The sequence below is a fragment of the Pseudomonas sp. ABC1 genome, from assembly GCF_013395055.1.
Classification (GTDB): Bacteria; Pseudomonadota; Gammaproteobacteria; order Pseudomonadales; family Pseudomonadaceae; genus Stutzerimonas.
In genome coordinates this window covers 597060-618230 of record NZ_CP058349.1, presented here as the reverse complement: position 1 = coordinate 618230, position 21171 = coordinate 597060, and the positions used below count along the sequence as shown (strand labels likewise).

Below are 21171 nucleotides of genomic sequence, written 5' to 3'. Positions count from 1 at the left end.
GGCCTGGATCATCGCTCACCCTCCTGGCGGCTTGCCTGAGAGCAAAGCCACTGCTGGACCTGGCGACCCAGCGGAACGGCAACGCTTTCGTCTTCCATGAGTTGCCAGTGCGTTGCCTGAACGACCAGGGTTTGTGCGTGTGCTTTCCAGTCTGTCCATTCGCATTCGGCGGGCTTCCAGTGATCAGGATGACGATCCGCCTCTATCCAGAAGATGGGAACAGGTACGGATGGCCCGACACGGTGTTTTGCCAGCAAATTCAGCAGGCGGTAGAGGCGCGTCAGCCACTGGCGTGCCGCATCCACCGGCATGGCCTCGTTGATAACCCCGGCCTGAACGGCGCCCGTGACGAACGCTTCAATGCGGGCCGATTCGTCAAGGCTGTCCCAGTTGTCCGGCAACACGATCTTATGCTCGCCGGACAGCATCACCATCAACGCGGACAGATCCGCGACAGCGAAGTCGGCTCCATACACAGGATCTATCAGTACCAGCCGGACGGCCTTACCACGGCCATGCAGTATGCGTGCGACTTCGGCAGCAACCGCCGCACCGTAGGACCAGCCGACCAGCGTGGTTGGTGCAGTGCCAATCTGTGCCTGCATCGCACGCAGATAGCCAGCAGCCAACGCAGGCAGCGTATCCACATTGATCTGTTCCGGCGCTTGCAAGCCCCACACTTGAGCATCCAGTGCCTGAGCAAAGGCCATGTATGAGGCCACGCCACCGTCCGAGGCATGGAACACGAACAGGCGTTCATCCGTCGTTCCCTGGGTCAGTGGTACGAGCACATTTTCCATATCCATATTCCTGGTTCCTTTGAGCGTGGCGCAGAAAGCGGCCAACGTCCGATGGGCAAACAGCGCTTGCAGGCTGGAACCCACAACGCCGGTCCGGTTGAGCTGGGCGATGACACGGGTTGCTATCAGGCTGTCGCCGCCGCTGTGGAAGAAATCGCTGGCAGGATTCACCGGCCTGCCAAGGAAGGTCTGCCAGACCTGCGCCACGCTGTTCATCAACGTTTCGTCGGGAGTCCCGCCGGCATCGACGGGCACAACTGGCGCTGCCGCGTCCAAAGCTTGTGTGGCGGTGCTTTTTGACGCGCAAGACAGCTCAGGCGTGAACATGTTCTGCGGTTCGCTCTGCCGCACCTCAACCGCTGGCAATGCCCCATTGAAATGGCGCAGTAGCGTCTGTTCCACCGCCGCACAATCGACATGGGCAGCTCGCACCAGTCGTGCCACGATCACATGCTGGTGAATAGGCGATGCCTCCGATTCCGGCCAAGCCAGCTCCAAAGCGAAGCCACCGTCTTGCAGTGCCTCGCGCCACTGAGCCAGATCCAACATCGCCCGGTCGTCGATGGCGCGCTCATCCTGGTAATTTCCCAAGCCCTCAATGAAGCCCACGCTGGCCATCTGCAACAAGCTGTCTCGATGGGTCGCCTCGATCAGTACCAGGCGCGCACCGGGCTTCATCAGGCTGCCGACCCGGCGCAGTGAGCGCACCACATGGCTGGCGTCGTGCATCACCTGGGCGGCAACCACGAGGTCATAGCCTTCGACCGGGTGCTGCGTGTAGTCGACGGGCTGATTGATGTCGAAGATGCCATAGGCCAGATCGTCACGGTCGGCGAACCGCTTGCGCGCTTCGTCCAGGAAAAACGTGGAGACATCGGTGAAGTGATAGCTGTGAAGGTGTTTGCCAAGCGCGTCCAGCACCGCGCCCGTGGTCGCGCCGGTGCCTGCGCCGACCTCCAGGGCGCGTAGTCCGTCAGCCGTCTCGTCAATTTGTCCCAGCGCTCGCACGATGCGTTCCACATTCCGCGTCACACACTGCGCGGCGGGGTTTTCCGCATACAGAGCGCGGGTGATGGCGTAGTCATCGACGAAGAACAGCTCCAGAGCCGAGCGAGTGCCCTGCAACAGTTGCGCGTGGCATTCCATGCTGCGGTCGAGATAGGCGGCCAGGGTGTCGCCCCAGGCGCTGGTCGGAGCTGCAGGCGGAGCGGGCATCTGGCTCAGGGGCCGCAGGCACACGAAACTCCTGTCGTCCTGATGCAGCCAACCCGCGCTGCACAGGGCGCGAAGCCATTGGCGCACGATACGCTCGAACTGTGGCAGTACCTTCAGGCGCTGGTAGATGCTGTCCAGGTCTGCGGCTTGACGCTCCTGCACGAACAGACCGTGGCTTGCCAGCGTGGCAGCAATGCCATGCAGGGCGCGGGCTTCCAACGCGGCCCACACCGCATCGAACAACTGCTGTTCGGCGTCGTCCAGCGCAGCCAGGTCTGGCGGGTTTTCCAGGGCGGGCCCGGGCAGACTGCCGGGTGAGTAGCCGCGCTGTGCCGCCACGACCTTCACCAGTAACCCGTCCGAGTTGTCATGCTGCCGCACATCGGCCAGCAAGACGCCATCCTGTTGCCACGCGATCGCTTCGATGTCACGCTGATCTACCTTGCTGCCCGCACTGACGGCAGGCCATCCGTGGCGCCCGAACGGTTGCAACTCATGTGAGCCTTCGGACAGCTTCCACAGCCCCGGCTGCTCCATCCGTTGCGGGTGCAGCGCCACGGCCCGCAGGACTGCGTGGAAATCCTCGAACATGCGTTGTGCGGCGCCTTCGGCCAGCACCTCGTCCATGCAGTACCAACTGAACACCAGCTCACCGTCAATCTCCATGACCTGGTGGTCCAGCCAGACCTGCGGGGTCTGCGTGAAGACATGCACGGGATCGCCAAGAAGGCTCGTCATCGCCTGGTCGATGGCCAGGCCATCCAGCGTCATGCCCAGCATGCTGGTGAATACCACCGGCATCAGCGGTTGATGTGTCTGCCCACGGATGCGGCCCACTTCACGCAGCAATTCCACGCCGTTGACCTGGCTGTGCGCCAGATGCTGGCGCAAGCGCTGCTGGGTGTGTTCAATAGCCTGGCGCAAGGTGACGGACGGGTCGCTCAGGTCGAAATCGACCAGCAGCACGGAAGTGAAATCTCCGATCAACTGGCTCATCTGCGGATGCACCGGCCGTCGATTGAAGAACGTCAGGTTCAGCGTGAAGGCAGGCCAGCGCGCCCAGCGCTCCAGCGTCCCGGCAAACAGCGTCATCAACGCAGCCGAAGGCGTCACGCCCCAGGACTGCCATTCCTGTTTCAGCCGCCCCCAGCTTTCACGGTCCAGTACCGCCTGATAGGTCGTGAAGTTCGGCTGCCTGCCATTCAGATCGCATTCGGACAGCGGCAGTCTCGGCGCGGGCGGCAGGTCTGGCAGCAAGTCCTGCCAGTAGCACCAGGATTTGAGCCATTCCTGGCTCTGGTGACGTTCCTGCTCACCGAGCACGTAATCGCGGAAGGTGATCTGCAGGGGTTCCAGGCTGTCGCCGCGATAGAGCGCCGCCAGGTCGTCCATCATCACCTTGAAGCTCTGCACATCGAACAACAGCAGATCCAGGTTCATATGCAGTCGGTAGCATTCACCATCCAGATCGGTGGCAATCAGCTCGAACAGCGGCCAACGATCCGCTGGCAGAACGCGATAGGACAGCTCGCGCCGGGTATCGGCCAACAGCCGCTCCCGCTCTGCGGCAGAAAGCGTCGAGGGGGCGCGCCGCTCGATCCGGTAATCGGGAACGTCCTCCAGAACCCGCTGCTGACCGTCATCACCAATCACCATGCGCAGCATGTCATGGCGGTGCACCAGCGCATTCCAGGCCTGTTCCAGGCGTTCCAGATCGAATTGATCACGGTGCAGATCCCACTCGAACAGCACATGGCAGGCCACGCCACCGTAGTCGATCAGGCTGGTTCGGCCCATCCAATAGGCATGCTGAATCGGCGTTAGCGGGAACGGTTGAAAGCGTCCCTGGGCATCGTGCTCCAGTTGCGCTGGCTGCGGTAGAGTTCCAGGAATTTGCGTCGATTGTGCGGCGATCAGTCGACTCAAGCCGTCGATCGTCAAGTCCTGATAGGCTTGCGCAGCCTCGATACGCACACCCAGGCGACGCTGAATCGTGCTGTTCAGCTCCAAAAACAGCAGAGAGTCCAGCCCCAATTGAACCAAGTCGCGCTTGGGGGACAGGCGTGCAGGATTGTCCAGTCGCAATTGCGCGGCAATCTGGGCCGCCAGCCATTGCGCGACAGCGGCAGCATCGACCAGCTTGTCTGCTGGCAGATCCATGTCCTGGGCTTGCCCTGACGCGGGAGTCTCCTGCGCTACTCGGGTGATGGCTTGCTGCGCTTGCGCCTGTGTCAGGCCCAGTAGCTGCTTGCGACGATCATCCAGATGCTCTGGCAGCACGCGCATCGCCAGACGATAGGGAGCGCCCCGTGAGATAGCCTGTTCCAGGTGCCACAGTCCTTCGGCATCGCTCAACACGCCCATGCCATCCTGGGCCAGCGCAGCCTGCAAACTTTCGTCCGCTGCACGGCCGGTTTCTCCCCAGGCTCCCCAAGCAATGGACGTGACCTGAACCGGGTTGCCAACCTTGGCTGCTGCCTCATAAGCCAGGCCATCCAGATAGGCGCTTGCCAGTGCGTGGCCTGCCTGGCCCGCACTGCCCAGGGCGGCCGCTGCCGAGGAGTACAGCAGCAGATAGGACTGACTATTGACCTCGCGCAGTCTGTCGTAAATGCGTCGCGCCGCATGGGCCTTGACCGCCAGCACCGGGGCCAGCCTATCAACACTCCAAGCCGAGATCGGGCCGTCATCCAGTAAACCTGCAGCATGAATCACGCCCGCCACGCCGCCATCGGCCTGCAGATCGCTCAATACGGCGTCGAGGGCATCAAGGTCGGCAACGTCGCAGACCCGGCACGTCAACGTGGCGCCATGGCATTGCTGCTGATGCGCAATGAAATCGACAGCATCGTCATGCTCGCGATGCGCAAGCAATGCAATCCGGCGTGCGCCGCGGCTGGCCAGCCATGCCGCACTCAATCGGCCAAGGCCTCCCAACCCGCCTGTCACCACATGCCAAGCATCGCCTTGCAGGCTCCGTCCATCCAGTGCAGCGGCGGCATGGCGATGCGATTGCAGCCGAGGCGTTAAGGCATGTCCCTGGCGCACGGCAACCCACTGGGCACCGTCCGTTACGCTTTGCAAGCCGATGATCAGATCCTCCCACGACGCAGCGGCGGCAAGATCGACTGCCACGATGATGCGTCCCGCATTCTGGGTGGCCAGTTCAACGGCGGCAGTGCGAACCAGGCCCCAGGCGGCGTGGTGGGCAGCGTCGACGGGCTCGCCATCGTCCAGCGCCCAGGCCGAGCGTGTCACCATCACGATCCGGCCGCCTGGTTGATCGGCAAGCGTGCCAAGTACGGCATCGGCTACCGTTTCCAGGCTGGCGGCGGTAGGCAACACCAGCAACACCTCTTTGGCATTGCCGTCCAGAGTAATGCCTGCCTGCGCCAGTTCATCCGCCAAAGCCTCACCCGATTGCTGGGCCAGACGGAAATTTCCCGGGGGTATCTCGCTTGAACTTCGGCCAATACGCTCCCAGCACCAGTCATAGTGGGTGTCCGGTGTTGCCGAAAGCATGGGCAGTCCACTGCCATTATCCGAATGCTTGGCAGACAGGTCTTGCCAGGCACCATCGGGGGTGAGCAACGCCAATTCGATTTGTGCAGGCTGCATCAGCCTGGCCTGCCACTGCAGGCGCACCAGGCTCAACCATTCTGGCGCTCGCGTGGGCACCTTGACGATCGGCACATGCCTGCCATCGCCATGGCGGTGTGCCAATTCCCGGCATGCCGCGTCAACCCGATCCATCCATTCACGCTCCTGATCTGCGCAATCAGACCAGTCAGCGAGGTAGCAACCGTCGTTGGTGAGCGCCTGTCCCAGCAGGCCGCTACCCAGTCGCATGGACGCAGCCTGGATGGCAGATGCGCCTGGGGCCGTCGCCAGCACGATGTGCTCACTCATGTCTGCCGTGGCCGTCCCGTCCTCCGGCAGCCATTCGACCTGAGCGAACCCAGCGGCCAGGCACTGCTCACGCCAGTGAGCCGTACTCAGGAACAGTTCACCACCTCGGGCTTGTTCATCATGCAGCGGCAGTACCAGCGGGCCAAAGACGAAATCGAACAGACGCATGGGGCGGGTGATCTCGCGCATCAGCAGCTTGCCGCCCGGTTTGAGCAAGGGCAGCAAGTTCGTCAGCGTGTCGCCCACATGCTGCGTGGCATGGATGACGTTGGCTGCCACGATCAGATCGAAATCGCCCGCAACGAAGCCTTGTGACGCCGCACTTTTCTGCAAGTCGAATTCCCGGAACTCGACGAAATCGAAGCTGGCGAACTTCTGTTCGGCGCGGCGGGTGAAGATTGGCGAAATATCCGTGAACACATAGTGCACGCCTTTCTTGCCAGAAAGCGCAGGCAGCACCCAGGCGGTGGTGCCGCCGGTGCCGCCACCCACTTCCAGTACCTGGTATGCCGGTTGCTGCTGGCCCGGCTCTCCTCGGCTGCGTACCAGATCGGCAACTACACCTGCGGCAATCTGGTTGAAGTAGCGTCCGAAGCTGAAATCCTGATACAGCACTTCCACACCGCTGGATGCGCCTTCCGGGAAGATGATGGCCACGGGCTCAATCGCACCACTCATCATTTCGTACAGGCTGGCACCCGCACGCTGCACAGTGTCGGCAATCACGTCCAGGCCTTCGCAATACCCCTTCAGTTCGTCGAGCAAGCGGTCATGGTCTGCGTGAGGTGCAGCGGTTCGCGTGGCGTAGCGGCCATCCTGCCGTTGCAGATAGCCATCCTCTGCGCAGGCATTGAGCAGTCTCGCCAGCAACTGTCGATGTCGTGGCAACAGGCGCCCGTCGCGCAGGATATCCAGCACCGTCACGCCCAGGTCGATGCGATCTCCCACACAACGCCGCACCAACCGATCAACGTAGATGGCATGCAGTTTGACAACGCAGCGGTACAGCGCTTCCAGGCGCGGCAGGTCCAACGTTTGTGCTTCCTGCAACACCACACTGCGCGCTTTCGGCAGACTGGTGCTCGGCAGGAACTGTGGCGCGCTGCTCATCGTCGTTCCCGCAGCAGGTGCATCGCGCCAGTAGCGCTGCAACTCAAAGGGATACAGTGGTGCATGGCACTTGTGGCCCGACCCACCCAATCGCTCAGGCCAAGGCAGATCGAGGCCGGCCACGAATAATTGCATCAATGCCTGACGCAACGGGCGCTGCGCCGATTGATTGCGCCTGGCGCTGGCCACCCAATGTGCGGCGCTGCCCAGCTCCCGCTGGCCGATACCGGCCAAGGGGGCATCTGGTCCCATTTCCAGGAACAGGCCAGCGCCGTCTTCCAGAGCCTTGTGCAGGCATTGGATGAATCGCACTGGGCGGCGCATATGGTTCGGCCAGAAATCCGGCTGGTTCAACTGTGCCGCGTCCACCACATCGCCGGTCAGGCCCGAGATGAACGCGATCGTGCCAGCCTGTGCATGCAAGCGGTTTGTGGCTTGCCCGAACTCATCCAGTATCGAGTCGAGCATCCGTGAATGGGCCGCCCCCGTGACTATCAGTGGTTTGGTGCGAACATCCATGCTTTCCAGTTCAGCGGCCAGCTTTGCGATCAGGTCACGCTCACCGGAAAACACCAGATGCCGCTCGCCATTGCACGCAGCCAGATCCAGTCCCAGGCGTGTGGCAACGGGCATGGCCTTGGCCTCGTCAGCAAACACCGATAGCATCGCGCCACCGCTGCATCTGTCCATCAATACACCGCGCCTGCGCACCAGGGGCAAGACCTGTTCATGGGTGTAGTGTCCGGCTACGACCGCTGCCGCGAACTCACCGACCGAATGGCCCAGCACCATGTCTGGCATTAAACCTTGCGCCTGCCAATGCGCGGCCATCGCCAACTCGAAGGCCACGATGGCGGGTTGGGCGTATTCCATGCTCTGGAGCAAGCCATCTACGGGCTCCAGCAATGCCTTGCGCAAGCCATCAGCGAATGTGTGATCTTGAGCGTCGAAAACCGCCAGGCAACGGGCCAGACCTGCTGCAAATGCCGGTGAACTGTCATGCCAGGTTTTCGCCATACCTGGCCATTGGGAACCCTGGCCGGTAAACAACCACACCTGTCTGCCTGTCGCGCCATGCCCGGTCTGAACTAGGATGTCGTCCTCACCTCCAGCAAAGGCATGCAGGGCTTCCACGGTTTCATCGCATACGGGCACGGCCAGACGCCATGGCATAGTGAGCAGACGACCAGTCAACGCCGTGCGAGCCACATCAGCGGCAGGTTGCTCTTGCAACGCGGTCGCGTATGCACCCGCCAAGCGCTGCAAGGCCGCCTCACTGTTGGCACTCAACAGCAATACATCCTCGGTGCCGTGTTCTTTGTCGCTGTCAGACCTGGATTGCTGTTGCAACTCTCGCGGCAGAGACGCCACGACCATATGGCAGTTCGTGCCACCAATACCAAAGGACGAAACCCCAGCCACGCGCACCGGAGCCTCCCAGGGCTGTGCATCGTTGGGTACATAGAACGGCCCGCTCTCCAGATGCAATGCCGGATTGGCCTGGCTGAAATTCACGCATGGAGGGATCGTGCCATGCTCGACCGCCAGTACCGCCTTGAGGAAACTGGCGATACCGGCCGCTGTATCCAGATGCCCCATGTTGCTCTTGACGGACCCCAGCGCGCAGGCTGGCCCCTGGTCAGGGGAGTGGAAGACGCCATGCAGTGCCTGCAATTCGATCGAATCGCCCAGAGGCGTGGCCGTGCCGTGGGCCTCGATCATGCCGATTTGCTGGCTGCGTACTCCGGCCAGGCTCCAGGCATCGGCTATCACGTCGCGCTGCCCGAGTACGGACGGTGCGGTATAGCCAACTTTCTGACTGCCATCGTTGTTGATGGCGCTACCCAGCACCACTGCGGCGATCGGGTCACCATCGCGCAGGGCGTCGGACAGGCGTCGAAGCACCACAGCCGCCACGCCATTGCCGCCATAAGTGCCTTGGGCCTGTGCATCGAAAGGCCGACAATGCCCATCTGGCGAGAAAATCATGCCTTGCTGGTACAAATAGCCGCTTACTTGCGGGAAAGACACGGCAACCCCACCGGCAATGGCCATGTCGCATTCGCCCGAGCGCAGGCTTTCGCAGGCCATATGGGTGGCCACGAGCGAGCTTGAGCATGCTGTCTGCACGGTCATGGCAGGACCGCGAAGGTCCAGCTTGTAGGCAGCCCTTGTCGCCACATAGTCCTTGTCGTTGCCCATCAGCGATTGAAGGCTGCGCACATGGGCCACTTCGGCGATATTGATGGCCCCACGCCCTGGATAAGTACTGATCCGGCCCGAGCCGAATACGCCAGTCTTGTGTGGCACTGCCTTGGGCGCATAGCCCGCGTGTTCCAGCGCGTGCCAGGCCATCTGCAGAAACAGGCGCTGTTGCGGGTCGATCAGTTCGGCTTCCTGGCGCGAATAGCCAAACAGCTCTGCATCGAAAGCGTCGGCATCGGGCACCACGGTGCCACGCGGCACATAGGCCGGATCGTCGATGACGGATGCTGGAATACCGGCATCCAGCAGTTCCTGGCGGGAGAATTGCCGGTTGCACTCATGCCCGGCAACCAGATTGGCCCAATAGGCATCGCTATCAGCGGCTTCAGGGAAGCGACTGGCATAGCCGATCACCGCGATTGGCTCGCAGTCCGGGTAATGATGATTCAAGAGTTCTTCAATATTCACACTATGCTCCCACGCCGGCGTTGAGCCCTGGCCTTGCGTTGCGCCAACAGTTCGCGGCGTTCCTCGTTGATGCTGTCGGTGTCATTCGCCACACTCGAATGGCCGTGCAGGTGTGTCGCCAAGGCCAGCGGAGTGGCTTGGGCAAACAGATCGGTGACCAGCAGACCGTCGTGACCGACCTGGGTCAGATGCACATGCAACTGAACCAGCTTCAGAGAGGTAGCGCCTGCATCGAAGAAAGACTGGCGCGGCTGAATCGGACGCCCGACCACCAGCTCGAAATGCCGGCACAACGCTTGCACCAGAGCGTCATCAGCCCGCAGCACCGCGGCCTCTGCCGGTATTTCAGGCGCAGGTTGCGCGGGCGGCGATGAAGCAACCCTGGCGATCCCTTCCAAGCGGGGCACCAGCGTTTCCAGTGGTTGGCTCCACGCTGCATCGTCGGTCGCCAGCCGCTGTAGCAGTGCCACATAGCGATCGAACATGGTCTGAATCTGCTGCGGCTCGAACAGCTCCTGTACATAGTCCCAGTTGAAACGCAGCTCGCCCTCGGACTCGTAAACCTGGTGGTCGAGCCAGACTTGTGGCGTATGTGAAAGCCCCCATCGCGGTTTCATCCAAGAGGCATGTGCCAGGAAGCGTTCCTGCTCGAAGCCCAGTGCGCTGGTAAACACCACAGGCATGGCCGCAGCCGCTTGTCCTGCCCGCTGGGCGAGTTGACGCATCACCTGAATGGCTGAAACGTCGCGATGCAAGAGGTCCTGGCGTAGGCGCTGCTGCAATCCATGAGCACTGCTGCGCCAATCTGCAGCCGGTTGCCAGGCCAACAGCAGCAAGGTCGTGAAGTCGCCCAGCACTTGTTCGATCTGGGGGTGCAGGGGCTGCCGATCGAAGAGCGTCAGGTTCAGGCACAGGTCGTCGCGTTCCGCCCAGGCCGATAAGGTTGCGGCATACGCAGAGAGCAACAGTGCCGAAGGGGTCAACCCCTCGGCCCGGGCGCGGGCCTTGAGCGCCTCCCACTGTGGAGCAGAGAGCCAGGCCGAGAGTCGCGCAAAATGCGGGATACCCACGTCACCAGGCTCACAGCGTAGTGGCAGGCGTGGAGCCGGTGGCAGGCTCTCCACGCGGCGAGCCCAGTACGCCACCGAAACTTCGTTAACCCTGCGCAGTTGCATGTGCTCCAGATAGTCCCGAAAGCCAATCTCCAGCGCTGGCAAGGCTTGTTCTGGGCTGGTGTAGAGCTGTTCCAGCTCAGCGAGCAGGATTTGCATGCTCAGTCCATCGAGCATCAGGTTGTCCAGACATACGAACAGGCTGGCCTTGGCTCCGCCATCCACCATGGCGGCCTGAATATCGAAGACCGGCCAGCGCGATGGGTCGAGTACTTGCCGAGCCAATCGCTCGCGCAATGCCACGGTTGCATCATCATTCAGGTCGGCCACTGGGTGACATGGCAACTTGAAGTCCGGCACCTGTGGCAGCACCAGTTGCATACCGTCCTGCACAATGGCCCGCAAAGTGTCATGTCGACTGACCAGCCGGTTCATGGCCCACTCGAAGCGGGGAACGTCCAGGTCATCGACCTCGAACTCGACGAAGAAGTGTGAGCCAACTCCGCCCAGCGCAAAGCCCGGCTGACGTCCGACCAGATAGGCTTGCTGGACATCCGTCAGCGGGAAAGGTGTGTAGCGACTGGCTGGATCATGGCGCAGGCCATGCGTTGCCAGGGTCTCGCCGCAGTGTACGGTTTCGGCAAATGCCGCCAGTGTCGGGAAGTCGAACAGGTCGCCCAGTCCTGCCGAGTAGCCGCGCCGGCTCAATTCCCCGATCAGGCGAGTCGCCAGCAGGCTATCGCCGCCCAGGCGGAAGAAATGGCTGTCACGGTAGAGGTGCTCCACATTCAGCAGGTCGCGCCACAGCGCAGCGATGGCCTGTTCCTTGTCGCCCAGTGGCAACGGTCGCTCGGCGCCCACCTGAGAAGGAGATTGGCTGCAGCTTTCCAGCAAAGCGCGGTGATCCACTTTGCCATTGGCGGTCAACGGCAAGGCATCCAGGAAGAACAGCCGTTGCGGCACCATGTAGCCCGGCAGCAGTCCTCGCAATGCCTGGGAAAGCCTGTCGGCATCTGGACTCAGAACATCTTGCGGCGCGCGCGCCACCAGGCATTGCACATCGCCCAACAGCGTTTGGGCCTCGTTGTGCATACCTTGTCTGCCGAGCAACTCCTGCCACCAATCGGTATCGTGCAGTCGCCGGGCCAAGCCACCATCCAAGCCATCTGCCAGCAATTCACTGGAGACCAGTGCCAGGCTGGAGACCTGATGCAACTCCTGTACGAAAACCAGAGCCGCAGGTGCAGCCAAGGCCAGTACCGCCTGTATGCCGGCATCCCCCAGTCGGTGCAAGGCATTGTTGGCCCAGACCAGATCGGCCTGGTGCAACTGTTCTTGCGGCACGTCGGCATGCCAGCGCCGACTATCTGCATGCGAGTAACGCTGCAACCTTTCCGCGACGCGAAGCACCATCTCTGGCGATTCGTCCCAGGCGGTGTATGCCACTTCTGCGGCAGTCAGATGCTGGAGCAACTGCGCCGCAGCCAGACCGCTGCGAGCGCCCACTTCATGCAGCTTTACCGGACGACCCAATGTTTTTGCCAGGGTCTGTATCGTGGTGGCCAGTATTCTGATGGCTTCTTGCGTTCCCGGCACACGCAGCAGCAACTGCTCCGGTGCCCAAAACGGATGGTTCAGCAGCGTCTGGGCAGGCCGTTCGCCCCGCAGAATCTGGGCGAGCGCAACATGGTGCGTCAACAACATGTTGGCGGCTTCCCGCAACGGGTGCTCGCCAGGCGGTTGCCAGGCAGGCGGCACTGTTTCCACCGATGTATAGCCGCCATCGGCCAGGCGCTGCAGGTAGCCTGCTTGGCACAGAGACTCCAGCCAGCGTGTCAGCAAGCCTGCCCATTGCGGCTCGGCACCGTATTGGGCCAGTACCTCTTGCACAGTGATCCGGCCGGATAGCTCCAAGCCTTGGCGGGTCAGGTGTTCATACAGAAAGCCCGCCACCAGACGCGCCATATCGGCTTCCTGCTCTTGCCCGGCTTGTTCTGCACTCCACTGAGCAATCGGCAGCAGTGCGGCATAGTCGGCGGGTAGCAGCGGATCGGTGGGTTGCGTACTGAATAGCGCCGTTCCCTGCGGCACCACGAAGGCTGCCAGGGATTTTTCCCGCTCGCCGACAGCCAGCGCGACGGCGCTCTTGACCCCCTCAATTCGCAACAGCGCGGCCTCGATCTCGCCCAGCTCAATGCGGTAGCCGCCCACCTTGACCTGTTTGTCCCGACGGCCAAGAAATTCCAGCCGACCATCCGGCCAGTAGCACCCCATATCGCCTGTGCGATACCAGCGTTCGTCGCTCCATGTCACGAACTGCTGAGCGGTGCGCTCCGGGTCGTTGAAATAGCCCAAGGCCACACCTTCGCCGCCAATCCACAGTTCTCCCGGAACCCAGTCCGGGCAATCGCGCCCTTGCGTATCGGCAACACGGTATTTTTGTCGAGCCAGTGGATAGCCGTAAGGGATGGAGCGCCATTCAGGCGCTACCGACTCCACGTCGAAAACGTTGGACCAGATGGAGGCCTCCGTCGCCCCTCCCATGGCAATGAATTGCCCATCCGGGCGGAACGCGCGGTAACGGCCAGGCAAATCCAGGCCAATCCAGTCGCCTGACAGCATGACTGCTCGCAAGTGTGCAGGTGCCTGGAGATCGAAGCCCTCGCTGTAGGTCAGCAACATGTCCAGTAAGGCCGGAACCGTGTTCCAGATCGTCACGCCGTGCTGCTCGATCACCTCGCACCAGCATGCAGGGTCACGTCGCTGGCACTCGTTGACCAGTACCAGGGCACCTCCCGCCGACAGCAGCCCGAAAATGTCGTACACCGACAGATCAAAATGCAGCGCCGACAGTGCCAATACCCGGTCATTGGCCGAGACGGCATAGCGCCGGTTCAGCTCAACGCAGGTATTGAGCGCCCCTCGGTGGGAAATGATTACGCCCTTGGGCATGCCGGTGGAGCCGGAGGTATAGATGATGTATGCCGGTTCATTGGCATCGACTGCCGCCGGCCCGGCCAGTGGCGCATGTTCGGTTGCGTCCTCCCAGGTCAGGAAAGTGATGCCGTCCACCGCATCGGATGAATCGTCATCACGGCAGACTAAAACCAGTCGCGATCCCGCGCCCTGATAGATAGTGCGCCGCCGTTCCAGCGGTTGATCCGGCGATACAGGCACGTACACCGCACCTGCATAGAGAATGCCCAGCACGGCCACGATCTGGCCGATCCCCTTGGACATGCTGATTGCCACCCGATCACCCGGCTGGACACCTTGCGCTGCCAGTGCGCCCGCGCAACAACGGGCCTGATGGGCCAACTCGGCATAGCTCAGGCGGCGCTCGCCATGAATCAGCGCCACGGCATCCGGTTGGCTTTGCGCCTGTAGCCAGAAACCTGCATGCAGCAACCCTTCGGGGGCTGGCTCGTCACTATAGGCATTGATCTGCGCGCGTATGTCCCGCTGTGCTTGTGGCATCGGATCGGGCAAGGCCTCGTGCCAGGCCTGCGGGTGATCCAGTAAATGTCGCACCAGCCCCACGTAAGCCTGGAACATGGCTTCGAGCATGCCAGGCGGGAACAGGGCTGCGTTGCTGTCCCATTGCAGGAAGACCGAACCGCCATGTTCGTAGGCCAAGTGGTCAATCCAGACTTGGGGTGTCTGGGAAATTCCCCAGCCGGGAGCGCCCAGCGTCCGTTCTACGTCATGACCGAACAGCGGGCGCCCCAGATTGCTGGTGAACACCACTGGAGCCCCGTGCGGGTAAGCCCCCGGTGTTTTGCGCAACTCACGCAGTAGCTCCACGCCAGACCAGTGTCGGTGTTCGTAGGCATCGGTGAACGTCTGCTGGTTGGTTTGTGCCAACGTATCGAAATTCGCGCCTTCTCCCGCAATATCGAGCAACAGGATATTGGTGAAGTCGGCAATCATGCCGTCCACGGCCGAATGCAGTGGCTGGCGGTCGAACAGGGTCAGATTCAACAGAAGCCGCGGTTGGCTGCACCAGCGTGCCAGTACAGCACCGAAGCAAGTGGCCAGCGCCATCGTCGGCGTTACGCCATACTCGCCTGCGCAAGCCTTGAAGCGTGCCCAGTCATCGGCCTGAATCTCCACACGCTGGCGTGAAATACGCACCTGTTTGACCTGCTCTGGTTCGCAGGCCAGGGGCAGTTGTGGTGCATTTGGCAGGCTGTCCAGGCGCTCCAGCCAAAACTCACTGGATTGCTGTCTGATCGACGCATTTTCCTGGTCAGTCTGCGCCAGATAGCTGCGAAAGTCGTAGTCGGTGCTTACGGCGGGCAGGTGCTGTCCGCGTATCAGTGCCGCCAACTCCTCGAAAACCAGGCTGAAACTAGCGGCATCCAACACCAGCAGGTCAATGTCTGCGTGCAGTCTGTGATGACCGTCGGGCAGCAAGGTGAGCTGAAAATCGAAGTTCTCACCCCGTTCGACTGCCAGAACCCGGTGACCGTGCCGTTCACGCATGGCCTGTAAATGCGTTTGGCACTCCGCAGAAGAGGCTGTGCGCAGATCGTGCAGGGTCAAGCCGCGCCAGCGCGTCTCGGGGCGCCGCTGCTGACGGCCATCGTCCAGAAAAGTCACCAACAACATCGGGTGACGTTCGATCAAAGCACCAATGGCCTGTTCCAGGGTATCGGCATCCAGGCCCCGGCCGTCGAACTCCTGGTACAGATGGCAACCCACGCCGCCCAGCGTCTGGTGCGGCGCACGGCCCACCAGATAGGCATGCTGTACGGGTGTCAGTGGGAAAGACTGCCCATCGGCCATGGTCGGCCAGGATCGAGAGACGGAAATCTCCGGTTCCTGCACCTTGGCTGTGCCGTTCCCGGCCACGGCTGGGCGCTCACGTAGCAACTGGCTCCAGCCTCTCAAGGTCGGTTGCTGGTACAAGTCCCGCAGCTTCACCTTGTGTCCGCGTTTGCGCAGGCGATGCATCCAGGCCATCAAGCGCATCGAATCCAGGCCCAGCTTGAGGAAGCTGGCATCAGCGTCCAGTTCGTCTGGCGGCATCCCGAGATCGGCTGCGACCTCTTGGCGCAATGCCTCATCCACCTGCTGCGTCTCGTCTTTTCTGGTCTGCACCGTTTCCGTCATCAGAACCGTCTCCTTTAAATCTATGAACAAAGAAGGGTCGTGGAGCTGTGCGATCAATTGCCAACCAGCGCCCAACCCTCGGCGTCAAGCGTGATTAGTGTTCGCCTCCGGCTTGCAGGCGAGATGTGAGCCAGAACGACCGCAATAGGCGTGGCCCCCCTGTATATGGCCCGATGCGCCTGGCACGCGTACGCAGCACAGGGCGGGTCTCTATTTCGGGTTTGTCTGTACGGGCAAGAAGGTCATGAAGGTCGGTCTGGGCACGGACTTCGAGCAAACCCGTCGCCAACTTGCGGGCCAAGCCATAGTGGCCTGGTGCTCCCTTGACCAACACATCCCTCAATGCCATGCGCCGGAGCGTCTGGTACATGCTGAAGCGCGGCATGGGAGAGCCTGATCGAACCAGTTCCGCATGCAGTGCCGCGTGCTGAACCCATGCCCCGGGAGCCGCCAGACGCAACATGGCGGCAAGAATCTTCAGGCGCGCGAGGCTGCTTTTGAGCTTCGCTTCCTGCAACAGCCATCTGGCCTCACGCATATCACTCATCGAACCACTCCTTAATCCGATCAAAACAGCTTCAACACATGTTCATGGCCTCTGGGCCACCAAATGGCGGTTCAACACCAGCACGTCGTCCTCCGAGAACCGTCCGGCATAGAACTGCAGCTTGGCGTAGGCCTGAAACCACTCCACATAGGTGCGCAGCAAGGCCTGCCGGGCCTGGTAGGACTGGCGCTCGGCATGCAGGGCATCGGTATTGGTGCGTTCTCCACCGGCCACGCTCTTGCGCATGGCATCGACCAGCGCCGCGCTGTCGGCCACGTTCTGGCGCAGCGTGCTCACGCGCTCGGTGCTGGTGGCAAACACCCGGTAGTACTGCTCCAGGGTGGTGGCGGTGGTCTGGGTGGTGCGCTCCAGGTCATAACGGGCCTGGGTCAGCCGGTTGCTGGCCTGGCGCGTGCTGTAGTAGCTGGAGCCGCCGCTGAACAACGGAATCGAGACTTGCAGGCCGATGGTGTTGCTCTTGTAGTCGCGGCCCTTGTTGTTGATGGTGTCCGAAACGATGCGCTCATGGGAGGCATACAGCGACACGCGCGGCATGAACTGGCCTTTCTCGCGCTCCACGGTCAAGTCGTTGTAGCGCACCGCCAGGCGTGCGGCCTGGACCTCCGGGTTCTGCTGCTGGGCATCGCCCAGCAATACCGCCAGATCGCCATCGGGCAAGGCGGGCAACATGGCTGTCTGGTTGATCTCCAGCAGCTCATGGGCATGGACCGATCCGCCCAACAGCGCCGAAAGCTCGCGCAATCGGTCGGCCAAAGCATTTTCATAGGTCACCAGCTCGGATTGGGTAGCGCCAAGCTGAGTGCGAGTCTCCAGAATGTCGATGCGGGTGCCTTCACCCTGGGCCATCATTCGTTCGTTGCCGCGCAGCATGTCCTGGTACACGCGCAACTGCTGGCGGGCCAGTTCCAGCGAATCGCGGGCCAACAAGGCATTCAGGTAGGCGTCGATCAGGGCCACGGCCTGCTGCTGGAACTGCAAGCGGTACTGCACCTCGGCATATTCGGCCTGGGTCTTGCCCATGCGGTAGGTGCTGATGGCAGAGTAGTCGAACAGCGTTTGCTCGATGGTCAGGCCGGCGCGGCGGCCGTAGAAACTGTCTTCGATGCTTTGTCTGCCAGCCGCCGTCGTGCTGTCGTAGTACTCGGTCTGGTTGGTACGGTTGCGCAAGTAGTTGATCGAAGCCTGTGGCAACAAGGCGGCACGGGCTATGTTGCCGCTATCCCGCCCGGCGTCACGGGCCGCGCGGGCACCCAGTACCAGCGGGTCATTGAGCAACATGCGCTCATAAGCCTGAACCAGATCGAGCGATTGCGACTGGCTGGCCAAGGCGGTTGATGCCAGCCCAACACCTTGCTGTGGTGATGCCATTTGCAATTGATGCAAAGGGGAGGCGGGGGAGTGCATGTCTTGGGCCAATACCGTAGGCATGCCGTCGACGTACAGATAGAACGCGAGGGGCGCGACAATGATCAGCTTAAGTGTGTGACTGCGGCTCATCATTCCTCCGTCAGTGCCAGACGGGTACGGTCACGCAGCGGTTTGAGCAGGTAGCTCATCATGGTGCGTTCCCCGGTCTTGACGAAGGCGGTCACCGGCATGCCCGGCTGCAATTGCAGGCCCGGCAATACCTCGCGGCTGTTCAGGTCATCCACACTGATTTCAATGTGGTAGTACGGCATGCCCTGCGGGTCTTCCAGGCGGTCAGCGGAAACGGTCTTGACCGTGCCCGGCAGCTTGGGGGTGGAAGATCGGTTGAAGGCGGCAAACTCCAGCTCTACCGGCTGGCCGGTTTGCACCTTGTCCACTTCCTGCACCGGCAGGCGGCCTTCCACCAGCAAGGGCTGGTCCAGCGGCACGATGTCCATCAGCTTGTCGCCGGCGCTGACCACGCCGCCCTGGGTAAACACCGCCAGGCCCGCCACGATGCCCTCGGTGGGCGCGACGATCTGCATGTTGGTCACTTCGTACTGCGCGCTGTCCAAGCGCGAGCCGAGGTCCGCGGTGCGCGTGCGGGTTTCGGCCAGTGCGGTGCGCAGTTCCTTCTGGTAATCCTCACGCTGCTGAATCAGGCGCAACTGGTACTCCTGCACCTGGCCCTGCAACTGCGCCAGACGGCCCTGGTCATCGGCCACGGAGCCAGCCAGTTGCAGGTATTGGCGTTCGGACTCCAGCAAGCGATTGCGTGCCAGCAGGCCGTCATCGGCCAAAGAGCGCTGCCCGGCCAGTTGCCGCTCAAAGGTCTCGCGCTGGCTGCGGCGCGATTGCAGAATGCGTTGCAGGCTGTCGCGCTGCTCGCGCAGGCCGCGCAAAGTCGCCTCCAGGCCGCCCAGGGTGGCCTGCTGGGCACTGCGGCGGCTGTCGAACAACTGCCGCTGCGCCTGAATAATTTCTGCCGCCTGCAAATTGCCGTCACGCTCGGCTTGCAGCAGGCGATCGTCGAAGCGGATATTGCCCAGGCCGTCCCGTTCGGCCATCAGGCGGTTCTCCGTCGCCAGGCTGCTGAGAAACTGGAACTGCAAGGAATCCAGTTGGTTGCTCGCCACATTCGGCTCCAGTACCACCAGCACCTGGCCTTCTGTGACCCGCTGGCCCTCAGTGACCAGAATGCGTTGCACCTTGCCGCCCGTAATGGGCTGCACCGCCTTGCGGTTGCCGCTGACCACCACCTTGGCCTCTACGGGCACGCCGGCATCCAGCGGTGCCAGCATGGCCCAGCCGAGAAAACCCACCACGCCGACCAGCACGATCAGCCAGCCCAGCCGCACAAAGTGGCGGTCATCCACCGACAGCAGATCATCCTTGGGGTCGATCAGGTCGGCGTCCAGTGAAGAGGCGTCCATGTTCATCGTCGTGCTCATGCTCCCTCCTTGCGTTGCGCAAAGTTCATCGCGGCCCCATAGGAGGGAATGGGCATGACCCGTTGCTGTGGTTGGGGCTGCCCGGAAGTTGGCCTTGGCTGGGCACCGCGTTGCATGCGCTGCATCACCTCGGTCATCGGGCCAAAGTCAGCCTGGGCGCCGGCGTGCAAGATCAGCAGCTTGTCGGCCTGCTTGAGGATGTTGGGTTTGTGCGTAATCAGCACGAGAGTGATGCCTGCTTCTTTCATGCGGCCGATGGCCTTGGCCAGCATGACGTCACCGGCTTCGTCGAGGTTGGCGTTGGGTTCGTCCAGCACCACCAGGCACGGCTCGCCGTACAGGGCACGGGCCAGGCCCACACGCTGGCGCTGCCCGCCAGACAGGCCCATGCCGTTTTCGCCCAGGCGGGTCTGATAGCCCTCGGGCAGTTGCAGAATCAGCTCATGCACGCCCGCCATCTGCGCGGCGGCAATCACCTTGGCCTCATTCACCTCACCGAAGCGGGCGATGTTCTCGGCCACGGTGCCCGCGAACAGTTGCACGTCCTGTGGCAGGTAGCCGACCAACGCGCCCAGAGCCTCCGGGCGCCATTGGTCGAGCGGGGCGCTGTCCAGCCGCACCTTGCCGCGCAGCGGCGGCCAGGCGTTGACCAGGCAGCGGGCCAGTGTGGTCTTGCCCGCGCCGGACGGGCCGATCACCACCAGGGCTTCACCAGCGTTCAGCTTGAAGTTGATGCCATGCAGCACCGGCTGGGTCTGGCTGGGCGGGGCGGCCAGCAACTGCTCGACCACCAGGTTGCCTGCTGGCCTTGGGAAGTCCATGCCCTTGGCCAGCGGCGGAAAGTCACCGAGCAACTGGCTCAGGCGGCGTTCCGCTTCCTTCACCTGCGTCCATTGGCGTGACGCACCCATGATCTGGTCGATGGGTGCCAGGGCGCGGCCCAGCAGGATGGAGCCGGCAATCATCATGCCCGCCGTCATCTGGTTTTCCAGCACCAGCCAGGCACCTAGACCCAGCGCCAGCGATTGCACTGCCATGCGCAGCGCCTTGTTCCAGCCCTGGATCTTCGCCATACGGGCGCTGGCCAGGTTTTGCTCACGCACATAGCCCAGGTGCTGCTCGGCCCAGCGGCGGCGCAGATTGGCCAGCATGCCCATACCGGCAATCACCTCGGCATTGCGCAGGTTGGCCCCGGCATCGCGGCGGGAATTGATCGCCAGTTCTCCGGCTTTTTTCAGGTGCGGGCGGCTGACCCGCTCATTGAGCCAGGCCACACCCATCAGCACCACGGTGCCGCCCAGGGCGAACCAGCCCAGTGCCGGGTGGAAATAGAACATCACCAGCACATACACCGGGAACCAGGGCGCATCGAACAGCGCGAACAGCGATTGGCCGGTGGCGAACTGGCGCAGCTGCTGCAAATCATCCAGCGGCTGTGCGGCATTGAGCTTGCCGGTCTTGAGGTTGGCGCTGAAAGCCGCGTCGTAGATGCGCGGGGCCAGCTTGCGGTCAAACCCGGTGCCCAGACGCAGCACCACCAGGGAGCGTACCCACTCCAGTGCGCCCATCAGGGCATACATGCCCAGCAGGATGACGGTGAGCATCAGCAGGGTCATCTCATTGCCGGAGGCCAGTACCCGGTCATACACTTGCAGCATGTACAGCGCCGGAGCCAGCATCAGGATATTGATGACGCCCGAGAACACGCCGATATGTACGAAACTGCGTTTGTAGGTCAGCAGAGCACGGGCCAATTCACCGTGCGCACCCTCTGCCGGCCGGGATTTGCCCGCCGTCATTACATCACCAGC

6 protein-coding genes are annotated in these 21171 nt (G+C 62.2%); all 6 read right to left on the bottom strand.

The genetic code is table 11. From position 1 onward, the window contains the following. Positions 1-8 precede the first annotated feature (8 nt). Positions 9-9707, bottom strand: a complete 9699-nt coding sequence (locus HW090_RS02485) for a type I polyketide synthase (RefSeq protein ID WP_179111993.1) — start codon at positions 9705-9707, stop codon at positions 9-11. Next, positions 9704-15934 (bottom strand): non-ribosomal peptide synthetase, encoded by a 6231-nt coding sequence (locus HW090_RS02480; RefSeq protein WP_179111992.1) that lies wholly within the window; start codon positions 15932-15934, stop codon positions 9704-9706. Before HW090_RS02480 ends, HW090_RS02485 begins: the two co-directional genes overlap by 4 nt. Before the next feature lie 94 nt (positions 15935-16028). Next, the gene (locus HW090_RS02475; protein ID WP_179111991.1) at positions 16029-16481 is read right to left on the bottom strand and encodes a hypothetical protein; all 453 of its coding nucleotides are present in this window, start codon (positions 16479-16481) and stop codon (positions 16029-16031) included. Positions 16482-16523: 42 nt separating this feature from the next. Continuing rightward, on the bottom strand, positions 16524-17870 hold the full coding sequence (locus HW090_RS02470; RefSeq protein ID WP_179111990.1) for a TolC family outer membrane protein: 1347 nt from the start codon (positions 17868-17870) through the stop codon (positions 16524-16526). Between the two features lie 128 nt (positions 17871-17998). Further along, positions 17999-19360 (bottom strand): HlyD family type I secretion periplasmic adaptor subunit, encoded by a 1362-nt coding sequence (locus HW090_RS02465; protein ID WP_256930723.1) that lies wholly within the window; start codon positions 19358-19360, stop codon positions 17999-18001. Beyond that, on the bottom strand, positions 19357-21159 hold the full coding sequence (locus tag HW090_RS02460; protein WP_179111989.1) for a type I secretion system permease/ATPase: 1803 nt from the start codon (positions 21157-21159) through the stop codon (positions 19357-19359). The genes HW090_RS02465 and HW090_RS02460 overlap by 4 nt, the downstream gene beginning before the upstream one ends. Between the last annotated feature and the right edge of the window lie 12 nt (positions 21160-21171).

What these genes read in the sequence shown, in the direction of transcription:
- HW090_RS02480 (WP_179111992.1), bottom strand. Translation starts at nt 15,934, where the DNA reads ATGACGGAAACGGTGCAGACCAGAAAAGACGAGACGCAGCAGGTGGAT.
- HW090_RS02475 (WP_179111991.1), bottom strand. Translation starts at nt 16,481, where the DNA reads ATGAGTGATATGCGTGAGGCCAGATGGCTGTTGCAGGAAGCGAAGCTC.
- HW090_RS02470 (WP_179111990.1), bottom strand. Translation starts at nt 17,870, where the DNA reads ATGGCATCACCACAGCAAGGTGTTGGGCTGGCATCAACCGCCTTGGCC.
- HW090_RS02465 (WP_256930723.1), bottom strand. Translation starts at nt 19,360, where the DNA reads ATGAGCACGACGATGAACATGGACGCCTCTTCACTGGACGCCGACCTG.
- HW090_RS02460 (WP_179111989.1), bottom strand. Translation starts at nt 21,159, where the DNA reads ATGACGGCGGGCAAATCCCGGCCGGCAGAGGGTGCGCACGGTGAATTG.